Genomic DNA, 22,496 nt, shown 5'->3' on the forward strand with positions numbered 1-22,496 from the left:
AGGAGAAAATAATGGGACACATTATTGCATTAGCAAACCAAAAAGGTGGCGTTGGTAAAACAACGACTACGGTTAATTTAGCTGCTGCATTGGCTAATTTTGGTAAAAAAGTATTAATTATTGATACTGATGCCCAGGGAAATGCAACTTCAGGAACCGGTGTACATAAATCTAATATTGAACAAGACATCTATGATGTATTGATTAATGACGTACCTTTGATGGAAGTTGTTCTACCAACATCACATGAGGGTGTTGATATCGTACCAGCGACAATTCGTTTGGCAGGCGCTGAGTTAGAATTAGCACCAGTTATGGCACGTGAATTACGTTTAAAAAATGCACTTGGTGATGTTCGCGAAAAATATGACTATGTATTGATTGATAATCCCCCTTCATTGGGACTTGTTACGATTAATACTTTTTCAGCTGCAGATTCAATTTTAATTCCAGTACAGGCAGAATATTACGCATTAGAAGGCCTTGGCCAATTGATGAATAATATGAAATTAGTGAAGCGACACTTTAATCCTGATTTAGAAATTGAAGGCGTTTTGATGACAATGGTTGATCCACGTACGAATCTATCTGCTGATGTTGTAGAAAATGTCCGCGAGTACTTTAATAGTGAAGTATATGATACGGTAATTCCACGTAATGTACGGCTGTCAGAGGCACCTTCACGTGGATTGGCCATTATTGATTATGATCCTAGATCAAAGGGTGCTGAAGTTTATACAAATCTAGCAGAGGAGGTCCTTAAATCTCATGGTGAAATCTAAAAAAACAGGTTTAGGGGGTCTTGGCGCAAAAGGTGGCGGCTTAGGCGCATTGTTTGCTGACCAAGGGTTAGATAATACAGTGAATGGTAGTGATGAAGTTCGCGATATTGCAATTGATAAAATTGTTGCAAATCCTTTCCAACCACGCCGTGTTTTTGATCAAAACAAATTACAAGAACTAGCAGATTCAATTAAACAAAATGGCGTGCTACAACCAATTATTGTTCGCCATAATCCTAAAAATAATAGTCAATACGAATTACTAGCTGGTGAACGGCGTTGGCGGGCATCACAATTAGCTGAAATGACGACTATACCAGCAATTGTCCGCAAACTAGATGATGATCAAATGTTGCAAGCGGCTATTTTGGAAAACTTGCAGCGTGAAGATTTAACGCCGTTAGAAGAAGCACAGGCTTATCGTGACATGATGGATGGCCTTAATCTGACACAAGCACAAGTTGCTAAACGACTAGGAAAAGCACGTTCAGCAGTAGCCAATTTTTTGCGGTTATTGAATCTACCAGACGAAGTGAAAGACTTATTAAATGCAGGTCAGTTATCAATGGGACAAGCGCGAACATTGCTAGGGCTACATAATAAACGGCGTATTACGCCAGTTGCCAAGCGTGCCATTGCTGAGGGTATGACGGTTAGACAATTAGAACAATTGGTAAATAAATTAAACGAACAAGCAACTCCAACGAAAAATCAAGCAAGTCTTTCACCTTATATTAAGGCATCAACAACAGCGCTAGAAGATAAATTCGGTACGAAAGTACATATGACACGCAATCGTAAGGGTGCTGGTAAGATTGAAATTACATATTTATCAGATGAAGATTTAAATCGGATTTTTGATATGTTAAATATTGACCTTGATGAGCAATAAGGAGGCAGCAATGTATAACTTATATGATGTTGTTGAAATGAAAAAGCCACATGCTTGTGGCGTCAATGAGTGGCAGATTATGCGTGTTGGTGCGGATATGAAGATTGTGTGCCAAGGTTGTCAACGTCAAGTTGTTATGACCCGTCATGAATTTGATAAAAGATTTAAACGTGTATTAAAAAGTGCACAAGAATAAAAAAGAGAGATAGGTAAATATATAATGGCTCTTACAGCAGGAATTGTTGGCTTGCCAAACGTCGGCAAATCAACGTTATTTAACGCAATTACTAAAGCAGGGGCAGAAATGGCTAATTACCCATTTGCTACCATTGAACCCAATGTTGGCATGGTTGAAGTGCCAGATGACCGTCTAGATCGTATTCAAGAATTGATCCCAGCTGATAAAGTTGTGCCAACGACTTTTGAATTTACGGATATTGCCGGTATTGTAAAAGGGGCTTCACAAGGTGAAGGACTTGGTAATAAGTTTTTGGAAAACATTCGTCAAGTTAATGCCATTGTGCATGTCGTGCGTGCATTTGATGATGATGATATTACCCATGTTTCAGGTAAAGTTGATCCGTTAGATGATATTGAGACAATCAATACAGAGCTTGTGTTAGCTGACTTGGAATCAATTGACAAGCGTTTTAGCCGTGTTGAAAAGGCTGCTAAGTCTGCAAAGGATAAAGAGGCTATTGCAGAACTAGCAGTTTTGGAACAATTGAAGCCAGCTTTAGAAGCTGGTAAGCCAGCGCGCTCAATTGAATGGGATGATGATGAACAAAAAATTATTCATAATTTGTTCTTGTTAACATCAAAGCCGGTACTATACGTTGCCAATGTTGCCGAAGACGATATGGCGGATCCAACAGCGTCTGAGTACTTCCAACAAATCAAGCAATATGCTGATGAGGAAAATGCTGATGTCATTGGTATTTCTGCACGTGCTGAAGAAGAAATTGCTGAAATGGATGATGAAGATAAAGCCGAGTTCATGGAATTGCAAGGCATTACCGAGCCTGGATTGAATCGTTTGATTAGAGCAGCCTATCACATGCTTGATTTGCGAACTTTCTTTACCGCTGGTGGTAAGGAAACACGTGCTTGGACATTCCGTGCTGGTATGAAGGCGCCACAAGTTGCTGGTGTTATTCATTCGGACTTCGAACGAGGATTTATTCGTGCTGAAACATTCTCATTTGAAGACCTTGATAAGTACGCATCATTGAAGGCAATCAAAGAGGCGGGGCGCCGTCGTTCAGAAGGAAAAGAATATGTTGTACAAGACGGTGATATCATCGAATTCTTGTTCAATGTTTAATTGGGGGAACTATGACAGAGTCAAAGGAACAAACACAAGTACAGGATACAAAGCTGACGTTGCCAACAGTACAAGAACTGGCAACATCTGGATTAACGAAGCGTAATCAAGAGTTTATCCGTCAAATGGTTATTTTAGCTAATGGTGATGACAACAAAGCACAATTAATTACTGAAGTTGGGGCTAAGTTATTAACAGCACAAAAGACTGGTCAAACGGCACGTCAGTTGTATAACTCACCAGCCGAAGCAATGGGATTAAAAACGGTTGAAGAAACACAAGCAGAATCACGCGGCTATGCTAGCTATGGTTTTTGGCCACTAGCAATTGATAATGCAATTGCATTCTTTATGATGTTTAGTTTTATGTTCGGGTTAACTTTGCTATTTAGCCGCAATACCGCTTCAATGCAAGGGTCTGGCGGGGCTGCTGGTATTACATCATTAATCTTAACGTCAATTTTGGGTGGTGTATTCTTCTCGGCTGTAACGTTAATGATTACGCCACGTCGTGATGGTAAGCGTGTATCAATGTGGAAGAAAATTTCTGTAACAGTTGGTGCGTTTGCAATTTGGTTCTTAGCATATCTTGGATTTGCTTACCTACCACCAATTATCAATCCATTATTACCAGGTTGGGTTTATATTATCTTTGCCGTATTGGCATTCCTTGGTTTCCGTTACTGGCGTTCAAAGACGGGAATACGTGGTGGGTTCTTAGGAACAAACAACACGCAATCACGTTCTAAATAAAAGCTAGTTACAAGAGACAGTGGGGATAGATTAATGAAAATTTTGATTGTTGATGATGATCATGAAATTGCTGAACTACTAGAAATTTACGTTAAAAATGAAGGCTACGAGCCGGTAATTGCTAGCGATGGTAAGGAAGCAATGACTAGAATTCGCACAAATCCAGATATTGGTTTGATTATTTTGGACATTATGATGCCTGAAATGAGTGGAACCGAAGTTTTAAAAGAAGTTCGTAAGGATAATCCAGTACCAATTTTGCTATTATCTGCTAAATCAGGGGCAATGGATAAAATTCAAGGATTAATTACGGGTGCTGATGATTATGTTACAAAGCCGTTTAACCCATTAGAAGTTATGGCGCGTGTCCGAGCGTTATTGCGCCGTGCGCAAAATGGCTTGTCACAGGCAACGCCTGAAGTGTTAGATGTTGGTCCGTTGACAATTAATAAAGATAGTCATGAGGTAAAAACTGCAGATGGCGTAGATATTAATCTAACGGCTCTTGAGTTTGGTATTTTATATTTGTTAGCATCCCATCCTAATCGTGTGTTTAGTGCAGATGATATTTTTGAGCGTGTTTGGCAGCAAGAATCAGTTGTATCAGCCAAAACAGTTATGGTACACGTGTCACACCTGCGTGATAAACTTGAAGCTGCTACTGGTGGCAATCAGGTTGTTCAAACGGTTTGGGGCGTCGGTTATAAAATCGAAGTACTCTAATAAAGGAAGGCAGTGGGGATGAAGCTAAGAATACTGAGTTGGCTTGAATTAACGGTCAAGACAGTGGTTTCTGCCCTGCTTTTTGTATGCACAGGACTAGGCATTGTGTTGCTGTTACAACCACATTGGCAAAGTCATAATTTATGGGCAGAGGTCAATATAATTGCACGAGAATTACCAATACTCGTCAGTGTTATTAGTATTGTTTTATTAATACTTTGGCTATTTTTGGTGCGACGGTTCTATCAACAAACAAAGTTAAATGATTTAACTGCCGCCGTTCATAATTTAGTGCCACAAGTTGGCGATACAAAAAGTCCGGGTTTAGCCGCGAAACGTTTTGGCCATCGTTTTCAACCGCTAGTGAATAACATTAATAATGTTTATGAAGCAGCACAGCAAGCGATTATGGAAGAACATGCAATCGAACGCTCTAAAGATGAGATGGTGACAAATGTGTCCCATGACCTGCGAACACCATTAACATCAATTTTAGGTTATCTTGGTTTGATTATTAATGATAAGGACCAACAAAAACTTAGTCATGAAGATATTATGAAATATGCGAAGACAGCATATGATAAGTCTGGTCAAATGAAGTCGTTGGTAGAAGATTTATTTGATTATACGCAAGTGCGTCAAGTTGATTTTAAGCTTCATTGGGCACCATTGGATTTGGCAGCCATGCTGCAACAATTAGCTGTTAATTATGAATTAGAAGCCAAAGAAAAAAATGTTGTGATATCAGTCGTATCCAAGCCAACTGTTATTGAAATGATGGGGGACCCAGATCGCCTGGCTCGTGTTTTTATGAATTTAATTAATAATGCGCTAAAATACGGTGAAGGTGCGACCTTTATTCGATTAACAGCTAAAATTTTGGCTAAAGATAATGAAGTTGAAGTACGCGTGACAAATAATGGTGCTAAAATTCCAAACGAGTCACTAGAGCGATTATTTGATAGATTTTATCGAGTTGAAAGTTCACGTAATGTTAAAACAGGTGGTACTGGACTTGGGTTAGCAATTGTTGATGGTGTAGTTGAAGCACATGGTGGCCGTGTCAGAGTTGAATCGGATGATGAGCTGACAAGCTTTATTATTAACTTGCCGCTGATGTCAGAAGATTAAAACTTATTATAAACTGGAAGGGTTTTAACAATGACAAATAATAAAATAGCATTTAAGGGTACCCAATTAATTTGGGCAACCATTAGTTTGATCCTGTTTTTAGTGATGAGTAGCATGGTGATGTCTAATAGTGCGTTAATTAATCATTTTGATGATAGTGTGACGCAATGGATTCAGACGTCATTTGGGTTGCCAAAGATGGACTACGCACATGGGCTATTTAATAGTTGGATGACGTTTAGTGCTACGTATGGTGATGCGAAAACCATGGTGATTATTACCTTTATCGTCGCGATTGTATTGTTTATAAGACGCTACCATATTTTATCGCTATGGTATTTGGCAGTTGTTGGTACAGGTGGTTTATTAGGCATCATGATGAAAAATGTGATTGAGCGACCACGACCACAGGGGCATTTGCCAATTGATGATGGCTTTTCATTCCCCAGTGGGCATGCGGTTAGTGTAACATTGGTATGCTTGGCATTAGTATTAATTTTCATACCAATGTTAAAGAAATCCTGGGTAAAAATCTCGACATATACAATTGTTTTACTATTTTGGTTTAGTGTTTTGTTTTCAAGAATATACTTCAGTGCACATCATCTAACAGATGTATTGAGTGGTGTCGTTTTAGGTATTTTTTGGATCTGTATTGCCATGGCTATTTATGGCATGGTTAGTGGTTGGTTAAAAGCAGCTATCTTCAAAAAGTCAAAAATATAATATAAAAACAAGAAAGCCTGTTAGTCTAACACACAAAGATGTTAGACCAACAGGCTTTTATGTTGTAATAAAAAATTTGAAAAATAAAAAACGCTTGCCAAGACGAGGCAGCGTTAAAAATTTATTTTGTTGTTGGCACTTCTTTGATGGGGTGCTCTTGTTGTAGTGTGGCAAGTAATTTTTCAGCTTCAAGCTTGTGGAAGAGAACATTTGCAGCTGATTGCATTAATTGTGCTTCTACGGATGCCCCCTCACTGGGAATATTGGTAGGGTTTTTGAAGTAACCCAATAGTGTGTCGACAAAGGAATTAAAAGCATTTTTAGGATAGTCATTAGCTGTTATTTGATCAATAGCAGCACGGATTTGATCTAGTGAAAAAATGGGCTTTAATAATGAAATAATTAAAATATCAGCAATTTGGAGTGTTTGATAACGCTTCTTTACAGGTGCAATAATCATCTTCTTTTTAACATAATTATTAATCATTGTTGAAGTAACCGTAGGTAATTCTAACGGTGTTAGAACGGCATTGATATACTCAACGACTTGATCCATATAAAGATCAAAATTAGGTAAATCATCCCAATGTGGAAATAGAATATCCTCAAAGTTATTTTTTTGTAGGTTGTTTTCAGTCACTTTAGTCACCTTCAATTCATTATTTGCTGTGTAAGCAATATTATACCACATCTAGACTGTAAAACTAAATAACACGATTGTATAAACTATTATATAATTCTTTTACTACTATAATAGGTGACATTAATTAGGACAAGAAGAACGGCCTTGTGGTAGTATGGAAACAATTTGATTTTTGAGTATAGGAGGTAAATGAGTATGCAAGAATTTATGGCGCTGAATCGTAATTTAAAGTTAAGGACGTTAACAGTTTTTTTAACGGTCTTATTAGGTAGTTCGATTGGGCCAAATATGACAATTTATTATGTGCAATATTTTGGGGCTTTTATTTCAGGACTTTTACTGATGATTGTATCAGTAGCTGGCTTTATTGCCGGCTTGTATGGCGGTCATTTATCTGATGTCTGGGGGCGAAAGAGGACCATGTTAACTGGTTCAGCATTGATTATCATCGGCTATGGGCTAGCGATGTTTATGAATGCACCTTGGTATACAAATCCATATGTCACATTTGTGGGCTTTTTATTAGCGTCAGTTGGTGCTTCCTTTGCAGATCCGGCAGAACAGGCAATGATGATTGATGCTTCTACGATTGCTAATCGAAAATTTGTATATGCGTTGATTTATTGGGTGCTTAATATTGGCGTTATGATTGGTGCAGCAATTGGTGGGTGGTTCTTTAGAGACTACCTATTTGAATTATTAATGGGATCAGTGGTAGTTGGTTTTATTAATGCATTTATTATTAAATTCGGTATGGCAGAAACATTAGATATGAACCATATACAAGCTAATTCGTCTGTGTGGAGCGCCGTGAAATCGTATGGGCAAGTTTTATCTGATAAACGTTATGTGTTATTTATGTTCGGGTCGATTTTTTCGGTAGTGATTTACTCGCAACCTGATTTTTATTTGGCAGCACATTTAACGAAATCATTTAATGATTATACTTTTATGGGCATTCATTTTTATGGTCAACGTATGCTGTCGTTCATGTTGGTTATTAATACAATTTTAATTGTATTAGTAATGAATTATATTAATCGTTTTACAAACAGATGGGCATTACGTCGGAGCTTTGCATTTGGGACTTTTTTGCAAGGGTTTGGTTTTGCAATATCATTCCTATTGCATGATTTTTGGCCGCTAATTATTGTGACGGTTGTCTTTACGTTAGGAGAAATTATAAATGTACCATCAAGTCAGACAATGCGTGCTGATATGATGAATCCAGCTAAAATAGGGGCTTATTCGGGCGCATTTGCAGCAACACGGCCGGTCGGTAATATTGTAGCCGGTTCAATGGTATCACTATCTCAGTTTACGAATGATTTAGGAATGGCGGGTGCGTTGATGATTGGAACATTTATTGCGATTGTAACAATTATGAAAGCCTCTAAGATGCCAGCGCGTTTTGACAATTAATCATACTAGAATAAATATTATTTAAAAACAGTAAATTACCAATAATAGGGTGATTTACTGTTTTTTTATGTAAAACAAAAAAAGCCAACAAGCGTAATCGCTCATTGACCCTTTATTAGCTGGGATAGCTGGATTCGAACCAGCGAATACACGGTACCAAAAACCGATGCCTTACCACTTGGCCATATCCCAATGATGAAATGGGGGCTATAGGATTCGAACCTATGAACCCGAAGGAATGGATTTACAGTCCACCGCGTTTAACCAGACTTCGCTAAACCCCCATATATTTAAGTAATACTTAGTATCACCTCAACGAATATATACTATACAGAATTATTATTTATTTGTCAACACTATTTGAATAAGTTTATTTAGCCAACTTTGATAAAAGTTATCGGCAGTCCATTCTTGTAAGTGATGACGATTATAACCAACACTAGCATTATAGTATGTTAGTCCCTTTTTTTGGCGGGGCGGGACTGTTATATGAACATGACCGTAAAAAACGTGTTGCACATTCGGATATTCAGCCAGTAACAGACCTGTTTTCGTTGACCCCAAGACACCATTAACCATGGCCCAACGTGAACTTGGATCAGGATAGTATAGTTCATCATTAATAGGTGAAAAATGTGTGAAAAAAATGACTTGTTTATGGGCGTTTAGCGCATCATCTAATAATTGATGCATCTGAGTATGTCCTAATGCCATACGCTCAATGTCACTCATCGGTTGATCAATGACACGATCATAATAAAATCCAGAACGGAAACGAACGATTGCGGCTGGATCAAGTAGTGGTGTAAAACTATAATCATACCAGCCGTTATGACCAATGATGCGCCAATTAGAATTGGGGATATCAAGGTATTGATTATGTAAGTAGAGGGGATCTAATGCTGTTTCTAATTCATTAAATGAAATATTACGTCCCATATCATGGTTACCCGCAATAAAGAGCACTTTGGTTTTTTGGCCAAGCGCATTTTGTAAATCATGGACATAATGCAGTGATTTTTCAAAATCGTTGAATAAATCACCAGCAATTAAATAATAATCAGGTTGTAATTGATGCAATGCTGTTGCTTGTTGATGTAATGATTGGGCAACATCTTGTTTGTTAACGTCAAAATGATTATCACTGGACACGATAATTTTAGTCATGTTACTACCTCTTTTTCACACAATATCATAATCTTATTATAACAAAAGGGGCAAAAAGTTAATGTAAAATGAAAACATCCTTGTCGAAAGTTACATTTGCGAGTAAAATTTAACAAGTGACATTAGATTGTCCAGAGTAGAAAACAGAATTTGAATAAGGAGCTTTTTTCATGAAAACGGAAAAGAAATTCCTGGGACAACCATACGGTCTAAAAACATTATTTATGACCGAAATGTGGGAACGTTTCAGTTACTATGGTATGAAAGCCATCTTGCTATATTACATGTGGCATTTAATTAGTACTGGTGATTTAAATATTACTAAGGCTACAGCTGCATCAATTATGGCCATTTATGCATCAATGGTTTATCTATCAGGAGTTGTTGGTGGTTTCATTGCTGATCGTATATTAGGACAACGACGAACAGTATTTTGGGGTGGTGTATTGATCATGTTTGGTCACATTGCATTAGCGTTGCCATTTGGTGCGGTTGCAATGTTCGTCTCAATGGTACTAATTGTTCTTGGAACTGGATTATTAAAGCCTAACGTTTCATCAATGGTCGGATCATTATATGATGACAATGATAAATCACGTGATTCAGGATTCTCAATTTTTGTGTTCGGAATTAACTTGGGTTCATTTATTTCGCCATTATTAGTTGGTTGGACACAAGAAAATATTGGGTTCCATGCCGGATTCTCATTGGCCGCTATTGGTATGTTCTTTGGGTTGGTACAATATCATTTCGGTGGTAAGCACCTTCACGAAGATTCAAACTATGCCCCTGATCCATTACAAGAAGAAGAAGTTAAGCCTTTGATTTTAAAGACTATCCTAGGTGTTGTTTTCTTCATCTTAGTTGTTATTTTGATGAACTTGATGGGTTGGAATAGTTTGCAAAACTATATTAACTTACTAACAATTGTTGCAATTTTGTTGCCAGTATCATATTTTGTGGTTATGACAACTTCAGCTAAGGTAACAAAGGAAGAACGCTCACGAGTATTCTCATATATTCCATTATTCTTAGCCGCAGTATTGTTCTGGGCCATTGAAGAACAAGGATCAATCGTTTTGGCAACGTTTGCTGCTGAGCGAGTAGATACATCATGGTTCCCAGCATCATGGTTCCAATCATTAAATCCATTATTTATTATGCTATACACACCATTCTTTGCTTGGTTGTGGGTTAAGTGGCAGAAAAATCAACCATCTTCACCAATGAAGTTCGCTGTTGGTTTGATGTTTGCTGGTGCGTCATTCTTATTGATGGCAGTACCTGGTACTTTGTTTGGTACTGATGGTCATGTTTCACCATTATGGTTAGTTGGTTCATGGGCTTTGGTTATCATTGGTGAAATGTTGATTTCACCAGTTGGTTTGTCAGTAACGACTAAACTAGCACCAAAAGCATTTATGTCACAAATGATGTCAATGTGGTTCTTGGCATCTTCAGCTGGTTCAGCATTGAACGCTCAGTTAGTTACTTTGTATTCAGCAGATAATGAAGTTGCTTACTTTACATGGTTCGGAATAGCTTCAGTTGTACTTGGTATTCTATTAATTTTCTTAGTACCACGTATTAAGCGATTGATGGCTGGTATACAATAAAAAATTTTAAACAGCTTATACATTTGTATAGGCTGTTTTTTAATGTGAAAAATAATTTTAAAAAAATGCTTGCAATATGTATTTCTACTTGGTATGATATAAGAGTTGTCAGGGGCATTAATGTCAGACAGTTATATATGGGGGTTTAGCGAAGTCCGGTCAAACGCGGTGGACTGTAAATCCATTCCTTCGGGTTCATAGGTTCGAATCCTATAGCCCCCATTTCATTATTGGGATATGGCCAAGTGGTAAGGCATCGGTTTTTGGTACCGTGTATTCGCTGGTTCGAATCCAGCTATCCCAGCTAACAAAGGGTCAATGAGCGATTACGCTTGTTGGCCTTTTTTGTTTTATTTATTATGATTTCATCATTAGTAAAAATTGGTTTTTAATCGTATAATTGAGAGATATGCTATTGACGCAGATGTTTAATATATCACCATAAATGATGATTGTAATATGTTAAACTTTAATGAATATAATTTAAGAAAGGTGATTTATGTTTACTAATTATGATTTAAAAAAGCAAGCGAAAACATACGTTAGTGGTGAAAATTTTGGGACAGCACTCAAACTATCGATTATTTTAGTTATTTGGCAAGTTATATCATCAGTACGTGAAAATTTAGAGCCATCAGGAAATATTAATCCTGAGGATATTCAATCGATGAGTGGGGTGGCTTCCAAAACGTTTGCGTTGGGGCTGCAAGTGTTAACGACCAGCATTCTAGCTGAAGTATTAGTTGGTATTTTTACATTGGGTGTCACTTTTGGTTTTGTTGAATGGCATCGACGTAAAAAAGCACCAGAACAACCTGTCAAAGTGGGACTAAAGTTTTTGAAGTCAAAAACGATTGTTGACGTCGTTGTGTTATTAGGGGTTCGTTTTATTTTTACATTACTTTGGACTTGTTTGTTCATTATTCCAGGTATTATTAAGACATATTCATATTCACAAGCAACCCTATTATATGCAGAGGATGTTCGAGCTGGTCGTGAAATTACTTCAATTACGTCATATTTAAAAAAATCAGAAGAAATGATGCGTGGTTACCGGATGAAGCTTTTCTGGTTACAGATTAGTTTTATTTTATGGTGGATCTTAGTTGGAATCACTTACGGAATTGCTGGTTTCTATGTTGTGCCTTATTATCAAGCAACGATGGCCGAATTTTACTTGGCTGTACGTCATAATGAACCAATTAGCCGAGCAAAAATGCATTTTGATGAAAATGATGAATTGTAAGAGGTAACCGTTTTATAAAAAATCACGAAGTTAAAGGGATTTAATTTTATATAATTTTAGAAGTGTTTAGGAAGAGAAAAAATGAGCCAAGATGTTACAAATAAGCCACGTTATATTACGGGATTTGATGGGCTTAGAGCAATTGCTGTTATTGGAGTAATCATATTTCATTTATGGCCAGACGCATTGCCTGGTGGATGGATGGGCGTACCGTTATTCTTTGTTTTATCGGGGTATTTAATTACAGATTTATTAATACAAGAATATGATCGTAATGGTCGGATTGATGTGCTAGCTTTTTACAAACGTCGAATTAAACGTTTGTATCCGGCACTGGTCATAATGTTGTTTGGTACAGCAACTTATATTGCTTTATTTGCCCGCGATTTGCTTTATAATTTACGGGCAATTATTGGTAGTAATATGCTATATCTTTACAACATTTGGGCAACCAAGAATGGTGATTCATATTTTGATTCTTGGGGTGGTTTATCGCCATTTACTCATTTATGGTCGCTATCAATTGAAGGCCAATTTTACTTAATTTGGCCAATTATTGTGATGTTATTGTTAGGATTACGTATTCGTCGTATTTCAATTGGGTTTACTTTAATTGGTGTTGCAGGTATTTCAGCCATTTTGTTAGGGATTTTGTACGATCCAATGAACATTAATCGTGCCTATTATGGATCAGATACCCGTGTCTTTGCCGTGTTATTTGGTGCTGCCTTAGCATTTGGATGGCCTTCAAAACGAATGAAACAGGTTTTGTCACCACGTGTGAAACGCAATCTAAATACTTTAGGTGCGATTGCCTTAACGTTAACCATTGTGACCTTTTTTGGATTAAATGGTGAGTGGCGTATGACTTACATGGGATTGATGTTTGTGGCGACTGCAATTATGACAAGTTTAATTGCAATTACAGCGCATCCGGCTTCATTTTTAAGTCATGCATTGGATAATAAATTTTTTAATTATTTAGGAAAACGGTCATATAGTATTTACTTATATCAATTACCGGTGTTTGTGTTTTTTGATCGATTAGTAAAGCAGCATGATACATTTTGGATGGATTGCTTGAAGATTATCATTGTTTTATTACTTGCTGAATTAAGTTATCGCTACGTTGAAAATGTTTTCCGTCATATGAAACAAAGTAAACCATGGTACACAGCATTTGTTGCACAACGTAGCGTACAAATGACTATTGTCGTTGCTTTGTTGCTAACACTGGGGACCGGTTATGCAGTATCTGCTCAAGAGACCGCACATGCTAAGCCTAAAAACACGTTAGAGAAACGATTAGATACTAATAAGGATCGCATTAGTCAGGCTAATAAAAAAGTGGTCGAGCAAGCTAAAAAAGCGAATAGTAAGAAAGCAGACAGTCATAAGATTGATCCAAAGACACTTTCGCAAGCAGATCGCGATTTGATGAGTAAATATAGTTTGACAGCTGACCAATTTTCAGCATTACGGGATCAACGCGTTACTGCAGTTGGTGATTCTGTTATGGTTGATGTGGCACCTGATTTACAAGAACTTATGCCAAATACTGTGGTTAATGCAACCGTTGGACGGCAGGCATATTCAATTCCAGATATATTGGACTCTTACGAGAGCCAAGGTCTGTTGTCACAAAATGTCATTATTTCTATTGGAACAAATGGAACCATTGGTGAAAATGATTTTAAGAAAGTGATGGACCTTGTTGGTAAAGATCGCCAGGTATTTTGGATTAATGGCTTTGCTAATCGTGACTGGGTTGATAAGAATAATAGTTTCTTGTCTAAGCAAAAAAATCAGTATAAGAATCTGCATATTATTGATTGGGCAGCGCTTGTTAAAGATCATCCAGATTGGTTAGGGGATGACAAAGTACATCCTAATCAAGAGGGTTCATTACAATACGCCAGCCTAATTGCTAAAATTATGGCAGATGTCTATAAAGATACTGATAAGTAAGATTTAAATTAAATAAATTATTTAGAAAAGCAACGTTCATGGTTTTGAGAATGTTGCTTTTTTATTGTCTTGCACTAACTAATAGTACGTGTTATTATTAACTGGTTAATTAACCAGTTAAGGAGATTGAGAGTAATGACAAATGACTCATATGCAAATCAAGTTGATAATTTTTTAAATCGTTTAAAATTATCTTCTGAAAATCAGCGCGAAATTTTAATTGGCGTTAATGAAACAGATATTACAACGACGCAGGGGCATTTATTAATGTTGCTTGCACAAAATGGACCACAAACAAATTCTGAATTGTCACGGGCACTACATGTATCAGGGGCCGCTGTTACGAAGGCCATGAAAAGTTTATATAGTCGTGATGAGGCTATGGTGAATGTTGTGCCAGATGAAGCAGATCATCGCGTTAGTCGCTGGTCACTAACGACTCTTGGTATTGCGATGGCTTCAGCGCACACGCAGCGACATCGGGAAACTTTAGCAGAGTATGAAAATCTTTTAGATAATTTTTCGGAAACTGAGCAGCAAATTATTAGTGACTTTCTGTCACAATTATTAGAACGTTTGCCTGGGGGAAAATCATGACATCGAAAAAACAACGTTTTATTTGGGTACCGATTTTAATTGTTATTATTTTATTAGGGATTGTTTTTTATCAAGTTTGGCAACGTAAGGAACAGACAACTAAGCCAGTGGAAAAGAATCAAATACAAGTGGTGGCGAGTTTGGATAGTTATGGTGAAATGGCGAAGGCTGTTTTGGGTAACGCAGGCAGTGTTGTGAGTGTGATTGATAAGCCGACAATGGATCCACATGAATATGAACCAACAGCTAGTGTGGCTAAACAATTTGACACAGCAGATGTGATTATTTCTAACGGTGGTGGTTTTGATAATTGGAGTGTAAATTTTGCTAAACAAAATAATGAGGCAAAACATATTAACTTGGCCAATGTTTACCATTATAAAGATGGTGAAGGTGGCGGCAATGAACATTTTTGGTATAAAACAGATATTACAACTCGGTTGCCTCAAAAATTAGCTGCGACATATGGTCAATTACTACCAGCAAAAAAAGCTTATTTTGAAAAAAATGCCCAAGCTTATCAAAAAAAGGCTAATAAATTAATTGATTGGCAAAAGCGAGTAAAACAGCATCTTGATGGGAAAAACTTATTAGCAACTGAACCAGTTTTTGATAATACGTTATTAACGTTAGGTGCAAATATGAAAGATACCAAATTTGCCCAAGCAATTGAAGAAGGTGATGATCCGACACCAACTGATGTCCGCCAATGGCATCAATTAATTGATCAAGGACAGATTGCAGCGGTAATTGATAATCCGCAATCTACAGGTAAATTAGCGACGCAGGGGGTAGATTATGCAAAAGCGCATCATGTACCTGTTGTCAAAGCTCGTGAAACAAAACCGGCAGACACGACGTATATTGATTGGCAAATTAATCAATTGAAGGCATTAGATGAGGCGTTATTGAAATGATTATTTTAGATGGTAAGGATATCGGAATTAAATTTGATGACCGGTGGCTTTATCAAAAAGTGAATTTTAGGCTAGAACAAGGCCATAATTTGGCGCTAATTGGTGACAATGGCGTGGGGAAAACCACGATGATTCGCGCAATGTTAGGTAAAGTACCGTTAACAACCGGAGAGTTTATCTGGCATGATGATAGTAATCGAAAAATTGCGTATGTACCGCAATATCGTCCTGATATGCAGGCATTTCCTTTACGAGTGAGTGACTTTGTTGCCTTAACTTTTGATCAAGGACTACGACCATGGTTATCCAAATTGGAAAAACAACGATTAACGGCGATTTTGGCAATTACGAATTTAACTGAGATTGCAGATCAACGGATTGATAATGCATCTGGTGGTGAGCGGCAACGTGCTTATTTAGCTCAAGCGCTTGTACAAAATCCAGATATTTTAATTTTAGATGAAGCAACGGCTAATTTAGATAATGTGGCTAAGTACGCATTAATGGATGTTGTGAAAAACTATCAACACCAATATCAATTAACAGTCATAATGGTGAGTCATGATATTGATATTATGAAAAAATATGCCGATGAATATTTATTACTAACAAAGCACGGCAGTGAATATGAAAAAATTGATCAATTGGATGTTGCTAAATTAAAGGAAGGAGGACAAATTCTTGTTTAATTTTCCATTTATGCAACATGCATTGATTGCAGGGACGTTAATTGCAATTATGAGTGGATTAATTGGTCCATTTATTGTTGCGCGTCGTATGTCTTTTTTGGCACACACATTAAGTGAGATTGGTTTTGCAGGGGCCTCATTCGCCTTATTTATGAGTTGGTCACCTTTGGTAGGAATGTTATTGTTTTCCGTTGTTGCATCAATGAGTGTCGGTGGACTAGGGATTAAAGAACAACGTTCAGAATCACTTATTTCAGCTGTGAGTGCAGTAGCAATCGGATTAGGGATTGCATTTTTATCGCTATCTGACAAGAATGCTACTGCAGCAACGGGAATTTTATTTGGCTCAATTTTTAGTATTAATAAAGGGGATGTTTTAGAAGTTGCAATATTAGCAATTTTAGTCATTTTAGTTACTTTGTTGATGTTTCGACCACTTCGACATTTTGCCTTTGATTACACGACAGCAAGTTTTAGTTTAAAAAACTTACAATTAATCGAAGTGTTGTTCTTAGGATTAATGGCTGTAACGGTAGCTGTTTCAGCACAAGTTGTTGGTTCGTTATTAATTTTTATTTTAATGATTTTACCAGCCAGTTCGGCAATGAGATGGGGACGAACAGTGTGGCAAATTATTGGTTTGTCCATTTTATTTGCTGTTGTTGGTGTCTGGCTAGCACTAGGGTTGTCATTTTGGTTAGATCTCCCAGTATCATTTTTCATTGCATTAATTGAAGCCATTATTTATTTTGTCAGTCTAAGTCGGAAAAAGTAGACGAATAATACGCTGATTCAGGCATTAAGCTTGCGTATGAATAGGGCATTTGATAAAGTTATAATTGGTATGCTTGTTTAAAGCAGATGATAATAGATGAATAAAATAGCGCAATAATTTGTAGGAGAAGAGATCAAATATGTTAACAGTTTCAAATGTATCAGTGGCTTTCACTGGTAAAAAATTGTACGATGATGTGAATTTAAAATTTACACCAGGTAATACTTATGGCATTATCGGAGCAAATGGTGCAGGTAAGTCAACTTTCTTGAAGGTTTTGGAAGGTAAATTACAACCCACGACGGGTAATGTTTCAATGGATACTAATGAGCGTATGTCATCATTGGTACAAGACCACTTTGCGTTTGATCAATACACAGTCTTAGACACTGTTATGCAAGGGCATAAAGAACTTTATGATGTTAAAAATGAGATGGATGGCATTTACTTACATGATCCATTTACTGATGAAGATGGCATCCGTGTTGGTGAATTATCAGCACGTTTTGAAGAATTAGATGGTTGGACAGCTGAAATCGAAGCCAGCCAACTATTACAAAATATTGGTATTCCTGAATCACAACACCAAACACTCATGTCAGACCTACCTGAAGTTACCAAAGTTAAGGTTTTACTAGCACAAGCCTTGTTTGGTAATCCGGATATTTTGATTTTGGATGAGCCTACTAACGGTTTAGATACCAAGACAATTGCTTGGTTGGAAGACTTCTTGGCTGATTATCAAAATACTGTGTTGGTTGTTTCCCACGACCGTCATTTCTTAAATGCCGTTTCAACAATGATCTTAGATGTTGACTTTGGTAAAATTAAGTTATTCGTTGGTAACTATGATTTTTGGAAGCAATCTTCTGAATTAGCACAACGTTTACAATCACAAGCTAATGCTAAAAAAGAGGAACAGATTAAAGAGTTGCAAGACTTTATTGCACGTTTCTCTGCTAACGCATCAAAGTCAAAGCAAGCTACTTCACGTAAGAAGCAGCTAGATAAAATTACACTTGATGATATTCAACCATCATCACGTAAGTACCCATACATTAATTTTGAGATTTTACGTGAAATGGGTAATGACATGTTGCGTGTTGAAGGTGTCTCAAAAAGTATTGATGGTGTAAAGATTTTAGATAATGTCACATTTACAGTTAACCCCAATGAAAAAGCATTGATTATGGCTGAAAATGACGTGGCTTCAACGATGATTTTGGATATTATTGCAGGTAAGGTGAAACCAGATGCTGGTAAGGTTACTTGGGGTGTTACGACAACACAAGACTACTTAGCTAAGGATATGGCAACTAACTTCCCTAACCCAGAACGTCCTATTTTGGACTACCTACGCGATTTTGCCTCAAAGGAAGAAAGTGATAATACTTTCCTACGTGGTTTACTAGGTCGTATGTTATTCAAGGGTGAAGATGCCGAAAAGACATTGGATGTCCTTTCAGGTGGTGAGAAGGTTCGCGTGATGCTATCAAAGTTGATGCTAACCAAAGCCAACGTTCTAATCTTGGATGATCCTACCAACCACTTGGATTTGGAATCAATTACATCATTGAATGATGGCTTGATTAACTTCCAAGGTGGGTTAATCTTTACATCACATGACCGTACATTTGGTCAAACAATTGCTGATCATGTTATTGTGGTTTCAGACCAAGGTGCAATTGACCGTGCTGAAACAACGTATGATGAATTTATGGCTCACCCAGAAGTGCAAAAGCAACTGGCTGCTAAAAATATTGTATTGTAAACATTAGTAAAATAAATTAAAAAGCCAAGCAGTAAACGAGAAAAACGTTTATAGCTTGGCTTTTTTAGTGTGGATAAATTGATGATTTATAGTGAAATAAAGATAAAAAGATAAAAAATTTGTATGTTTAAAATAAAATTCTTTTAATTTGTCCGTACAACATGCTATAATAAAAACCGTTGATGAAAGCGATTACAATTTTTGTGATAATTTGAGTTAAATGAATGCTGATATTTAAGCATTAGCTCATTAAAAATAAGTAATCAATTTCAATGTTTATTTATAATCATGTAGGGGATACATGGTGTTGGAGGGATTATTTCATGTCTGAGAAGAAAATTTCTAGTAAATTTATTTACTTCTTTGGAGCCTTTGGAGGTATCTTATTTGGATACGATATTGGTGTTATGACTGGTGCGTTGCCATTCTTACAAAGTGATTGGAACTTGTCTGGTGGTGGTGTTACTGGTTGGATTACATCATCATTGATGTTAGGTGCTATCTTTGGTGGTGCTATTGCTGGACAATTATCTGATCGTTTGGGACGTCGTAAGATGGTTCTTTATTCAGCTATTCTATTTATGATTGGATCTGTATTGGCTGGAGTTTCGCCACATAATGCAGTTGGTTATCTAATTTTCACCCGAGTTATTTTGGGAATTGCAGTTGGGGCAGCTTCAGCTTTGGTCCCTGCTTATATGTCTGAAATGTCACCAGCTGATCGTCGTGGTAGTCTTTCAGGAATTAATCAATTGATGATTGTTTCTGGAATGTTAATTTCTTATATTATGGACTTCTTGCTTAAAGGTTTGCCCGAACATTGGGCATGGCGTTTGATGTTGGCACTAGCTGCAGTTCCTGCTTTGATCCTATTTTTAGGGGTATTACGTTTGCCAGAATCACCACGTTTCTTAATCAAGACGGGAAAGACTGACGAAGCACGCCAAGTTTTGTCTTGGATTCGTAAGCCAGAGGAAATTGATGCTGAAATGGCAGCAATTACAGAAACAGCTGAAGTCGAGCAAAAAGCTGAAAAGTCTACAACTTGGGGATCTTTGTTAGAAGGACGTTACCGTTACCTCGTTATTGCAGGTGTGACAGTTGCTTTCTTCCAGCAATTCATGGGAGCTAATGCAATCTTTTACTACATTCCTTTGATTGTTGAAAATGCAACCGGACAAGCAGCTGCAGATGCACTACTTTGGCCAGTTGTTAATGGGGTTATCTTGGTATTAGGTGCGCTATTCTATATGGCAATTGCCGAAAAGTTTAACCGTCGTCACTTGTTAATTTTAGGTGGTACTGTGATGGGACTTTCATTCATCCTACCAACAATTATTAACATGTTTATGGATACAAACCCAATGATGATTGTTGTATTCTTGTGTATATTCGTTGCCTTTTATGCCTTTACTTGGGCACCATTGACATGGGTATTGGTTGGTGAAATCTTCCCATTGGCAATTCGTGGCCGTGCATCAGGATTAGCATCATCAATGAACTGGGTAGGATCATTTATTGTTGCCTTGGTTTTCCCAATTATGACAGCTGCAATGTCACAAGAAGCAGTATTTGCTATCTTTGGTGTTATCTGTTTAGCGGCCGTTTTGTTCATTATGTTACGTGTTCCAGAAACACGCGGACATTCATTAGAAGAAATCGAAAAGCTAGGTGCAGAAAAGAACGCAAAATAATTGATTGTAAGTTTAACTCAGTATAGAAATTATACTGAGTTTTTTTGTGGTTAAACTAAAGTTAATTGTAAGAAGTAGATTTATTAATAGACAAACAATCGATAATTATTCTATACTTTAACCTAATGTTAATGTGAGTTTAGTAAGTGAGGAGTAGTGAATATGCAAGATCTAACAAGTGGAAAACCCACTAAAGTTATCCTGATGTTTGCCATCCCGCTGATGATAGGGAACATGGTACAGCAACTGTACAATATTTCTGATACGCTGATTGTTGGGCAGACATTAGGTGTTAATTCATTGGCTGCAGTTGGTGCAACAGGAAGCATTCAATTTTTAATTATGGGTTTCGTACAAGGATTTAGTTCTGGAATGGCGATTATTACGGCGCAACGATTTGGTGCACAAGATGTACGTGGTGTACGAGAGTCATATGCAACTAGTATCATTGCTGGGGTAATCATGTCGATTATTCTAACTGTCGTTAGTTTGGTATTTTTAGACACCTTACTAAACGTGATGCAAATGCCGGCTGCAATTTATGATGAAGCTAAGCTCTTTATTGGTATTATTTTGGCTGGAACCATTATGACAATGGGATATAATGTCATCTCAAATGCGATGCGTGCGGTGGGAGATAGTAAAGCGCCGTTATATTACCTAATTATAGGTATGATTGTTAACGTGACATTAGAACTATTGTTGATTCTAAAATTCCATTGGGGTGTTGAAGGGGCAGCAACAGCAACGGTGTTTGCGCAATTCGTCTCAGTTGCCATTTCACATTGGCATATTACAAAATATAACGATACATTAAGGCTTAGTTGGTCGGATTTTAAATTACCAGCGGGTGATTTGAAAAAACATTTGTTGGCTGGGCTACCAATGGGATTCCAGCAATCAATTATTGCGATTGGAGCGGTAACATTAGCAACCGCTGTTAATACATTAGGAACGGATGCTGTTGCTGCGAATACGGCGGCTTCTAAGGTTGATCAAATTAGTACGCAACTTTTGATGTCAATTGGGGTTGCAATGGCTACTTATACGGCGCAAAACTTTGGTGCTGGTAAGTATGATCGTATTCTAGAAGGTGTTAAAAAGTCGCTAACAATTTCAATTAGTTTGAGTTTTGTCCTTGGTGCAATCGAAGTTATCTTCGGTCGTCAATTGGTTACGTTATTCGTCGGTGCTGGGCAACATGAAGTGATGAATTTGGCGCAAGAGTTTTTCTGGGCAAATGGACCATTCTACTTTATTTTAAGTACATTATTCATTTTGCGTTATACATTGCAAGGATTAGGGGATGTACGAACACCAACTTATGCTGGTATGGGTGAAATGGTTATGCGTTCAGTTACTGCCTTTTCATTAGTAGCTTGGTTTGGCTTCTTCGGAGCTAGCTTAGCTAATCCATTAGCATGGTTAGGATCATTATTATTCTTGATTCCGGCATGGCGTCGTATGGTTAAAAAATTAAGAGGCATGAAAAGTGCAGCTTGATCAGGATAAATAAACAGTGTTATATGAAATAGCAGGCAAGGAAAACGAATGGTTTCCTTGCCTGCTATTTTTTGCATTAACTATAAAATAATTTCAAGTTTATATCTTGATCATAGTTTCCAAAACCTTTACCAAATAAAGTCATACCACCTTTATGG

21 protein-coding genes, 4 tRNA genes and 1 pseudogene are annotated in these 22,496 nt (G+C 37.3%); 21 read left to right on the top strand and 5 right to left on the bottom strand.

Annotated elements, in window-relative coordinates:
- Nucleotides 1-11: 11 nt before the first annotated feature.
- From FFM55_RS00875 to FFM55_RS00910, 8 genes are read left to right on the top strand one after another with little or no spacing between them, the layout of a single operon-like run.
- Nucleotides 12-782: a ParA family protein gene (locus FFM55_RS00875; RefSeq protein WP_042492073.1), complete on the top strand. Its 771-nt coding sequence runs from the start codon at nt 12-14 to the stop codon at nt 780-782.
- Nucleotides 769-1,674 (top strand): ParB/RepB/Spo0J family partition protein, encoded by a 906-nt coding sequence (locus FFM55_RS00880; protein WP_042492072.1) that lies wholly within the window; start codon nt 769-771, stop codon nt 1,672-1,674. The genes FFM55_RS00875 and FFM55_RS00880 overlap by 14 nt, the downstream gene beginning before the upstream one ends.
- A 10-nt stretch (nt 1,675-1,684) precedes the next feature.
- Nucleotides 1,685-1,870, top strand: a complete 186-nt coding sequence (locus FFM55_RS00885) for a DUF951 domain-containing protein (RefSeq protein ID WP_042492070.1) — start codon at nt 1,685-1,687, stop codon at nt 1,868-1,870.
- A gap of 24 nt (nt 1,871-1,894) precedes the next feature.
- Nucleotides 1,895-2,998 (top strand): redox-regulated ATPase YchF, encoded by a 1,104-nt coding sequence (gene ychF, locus FFM55_RS00890; protein ID WP_042492068.1) that lies wholly within the window; start codon nt 1,895-1,897, stop codon nt 2,996-2,998.
- Between the two features lie 11 nt (nt 2,999-3,009).
- On the top strand, nt 3,010-3,750 hold the full coding sequence (locus FFM55_RS00895) for a DUF1129 domain-containing protein (RefSeq protein WP_137600369.1): 741 nt from the start codon (nt 3,010-3,012) through the stop codon (nt 3,748-3,750).
- 33 nt (nt 3,751-3,783) lie between these two features.
- Nucleotides 3,784-4,473, top strand: coding sequence for a response regulator (locus FFM55_RS00900; protein WP_042492066.1), 690 nt, complete (start codon nt 3,784-3,786; stop codon nt 4,471-4,473).
- An 18-nt stretch (nt 4,474-4,491) separates the two neighbouring features.
- On the top strand, nt 4,492-5,604 hold the full coding sequence (locus FFM55_RS00905; RefSeq protein WP_042492065.1) for a sensor histidine kinase: 1,113 nt from the start codon (nt 4,492-4,494) through the stop codon (nt 5,602-5,604).
- Nucleotides 5,605-5,634: 30 nt separating this feature from the next.
- On the top strand, nt 5,635-6,330 hold the full coding sequence (locus FFM55_RS00910; protein ID WP_042492063.1) for a phosphatase PAP2 family protein: 696 nt from the start codon (nt 5,635-5,637) through the stop codon (nt 6,328-6,330).
- 121 nt (nt 6,331-6,451) lie between these two features.
- Here the strand turns inward: FFM55_RS00910 and FFM55_RS00915 are convergent, their stop codons facing one another.
- Complete coding sequence (locus tag FFM55_RS00915; RefSeq protein ID WP_228179968.1) at nt 6,452-6,970, bottom strand: DUF1836 domain-containing protein; 519 nt, start codon at nt 6,968-6,970, stop codon at nt 6,452-6,454.
- A 198-nt stretch (nt 6,971-7,168) separates the two neighbouring features.
- On the opposite strand from FFM55_RS00915, the gene FFM55_RS00920 reads away from it, so the two are divergent.
- The gene (locus FFM55_RS00920; RefSeq protein ID WP_042492060.1) at nt 7,169-8,395 is read left to right on the top strand and encodes an MFS transporter; all 1,227 of its coding nucleotides are present in this window, start codon (nt 7,169-7,171) and stop codon (nt 8,393-8,395) included.
- A 119-nt stretch (nt 8,396-8,514) separates the two neighbouring features.
- Here FFM55_RS00920 and FFM55_RS00925 read toward each other — a convergent pair.
- The 3 genes from FFM55_RS00925 to FFM55_RS00935 form a co-directional block, all read right to left on the bottom strand.
- Nucleotides 8,515-8,587, bottom strand: a tRNA-Gln gene (locus FFM55_RS00925).
- A gap of 9 nt (nt 8,588-8,596) precedes the next feature.
- Nucleotides 8,597-8,679: transfer RNA gene (locus tag FFM55_RS00930), tRNA-Tyr, on the bottom strand.
- Between the two features lie 55 nt (nt 8,680-8,734).
- On the bottom strand, nt 8,735-9,562 hold the full coding sequence (locus tag FFM55_RS00935) for a metallophosphoesterase (protein ID WP_042492058.1): 828 nt from the start codon (nt 9,560-9,562) through the stop codon (nt 8,735-8,737).
- Nucleotides 9,563-9,732: 170 nt separating this feature from the next.
- Here FFM55_RS00935 and FFM55_RS00940 point away from each other — a divergent pair, with 170 nt between their 5' ends.
- From FFM55_RS00940 to FFM55_RS00995, 12 genes are all read left to right on the top strand, one after another.
- A complete protein-coding gene (locus FFM55_RS00940; protein WP_042492056.1) occupies nt 9,733-11,178 on the top strand; it encodes a peptide MFS transporter in 1,446 nt (481 codons plus the stop codon).
- A gap of 139 nt (nt 11,179-11,317) precedes the next feature.
- A tRNA-Tyr gene (locus tag FFM55_RS00945) sits at nt 11,318-11,400 on the top strand.
- A gap of 9 nt (nt 11,401-11,409) precedes the next feature.
- Nucleotides 11,410-11,482: transfer RNA gene (locus FFM55_RS00950), tRNA-Gln, on the top strand.
- A 195-nt stretch (nt 11,483-11,677) separates the two neighbouring features.
- On the top strand, nt 11,678-12,424 hold the full coding sequence (locus tag FFM55_RS00955; RefSeq protein ID WP_042492055.1) for a DUF975 family protein: 747 nt from the start codon (nt 11,678-11,680) through the stop codon (nt 12,422-12,424).
- An 81-nt stretch (nt 12,425-12,505) separates the two neighbouring features.
- Nucleotides 12,506-14,392: an acyltransferase family protein gene (locus FFM55_RS00960; protein WP_137600370.1), complete on the top strand. Its 1,887-nt coding sequence runs from the start codon at nt 12,506-12,508 to the stop codon at nt 14,390-14,392.
- 135 nt (nt 14,393-14,527) lie between these two features.
- Nucleotides 14,528-14,989: a MarR family winged helix-turn-helix transcriptional regulator gene (locus tag FFM55_RS00965; protein ID WP_042492049.1), complete on the top strand. Its 462-nt coding sequence runs from the start codon at nt 14,528-14,530 to the stop codon at nt 14,987-14,989.
- A complete protein-coding gene (locus tag FFM55_RS00970) occupies nt 14,986-15,906 on the top strand; it encodes a metal ABC transporter solute-binding protein, Zn/Mn family (RefSeq protein WP_137600371.1) in 921 nt (306 codons plus the stop codon). Before FFM55_RS00965 ends, FFM55_RS00970 begins: the two co-directional genes overlap by 4 nt.
- Nucleotides 15,903-16,595 carry a metal ABC transporter ATP-binding protein gene (locus FFM55_RS00975; RefSeq protein ID WP_042492046.1) on the top strand — a complete coding sequence of 231 codons (693 nt, stop codon included), beginning with the start codon at nt 15,903-15,905 and terminating at the stop codon, nt 16,593-16,595. The genes FFM55_RS00970 and FFM55_RS00975 overlap by 4 nt, the downstream gene beginning before the upstream one ends.
- Nucleotides 16,588-17,370 (top strand): metal ABC transporter permease, encoded by a 783-nt coding sequence (locus FFM55_RS00980; protein WP_042492043.1) that lies wholly within the window; start codon nt 16,588-16,590, stop codon nt 17,368-17,370. Before FFM55_RS00975 ends, FFM55_RS00980 begins: the two co-directional genes overlap by 8 nt.
- Before the next feature lie 139 nt (nt 17,371-17,509).
- Complete coding sequence (locus tag FFM55_RS00985; RefSeq protein WP_137600372.1) at nt 17,510-19,141, top strand: ABC-F family ATP-binding cassette domain-containing protein; 1,632 nt, start codon at nt 17,510-17,512, stop codon at nt 19,139-19,141.
- Nucleotides 19,142-19,464: 323 nt separating this feature from the next.
- Nucleotides 19,465-20,835 (top strand): sugar porter family MFS transporter, encoded by a 1,371-nt coding sequence (locus tag FFM55_RS00990; protein ID WP_042492041.1) that lies wholly within the window; start codon nt 19,465-19,467, stop codon nt 20,833-20,835.
- Nucleotides 20,836-20,997: 162 nt separating this feature from the next.
- Nucleotides 20,998-22,338, top strand: a complete 1,341-nt coding sequence (locus tag FFM55_RS00995) for an MATE family efflux transporter (protein WP_042492040.1) — start codon at nt 20,998-21,000, stop codon at nt 22,336-22,338.
- A gap of 76 nt (nt 22,339-22,414) precedes the next feature.
- Here FFM55_RS00995 and FFM55_RS10130 read toward each other — a convergent pair.
- Nucleotides 22,415-22,495, bottom strand: a pseudogene (locus FFM55_RS10130) (transcriptional regulator); the annotation flags it as partial.
- Nucleotide 22,496 lies beyond the last annotated feature (1 nt).

The sequence above is a fragment of the Weissella sagaensis genome (genome assembly GCF_005405285.1).
In the GTDB taxonomy this organism is placed as follows: Bacteria; Bacillota; Bacilli; order Lactobacillales; family Lactobacillaceae; genus Weissella; species Weissella sagaensis.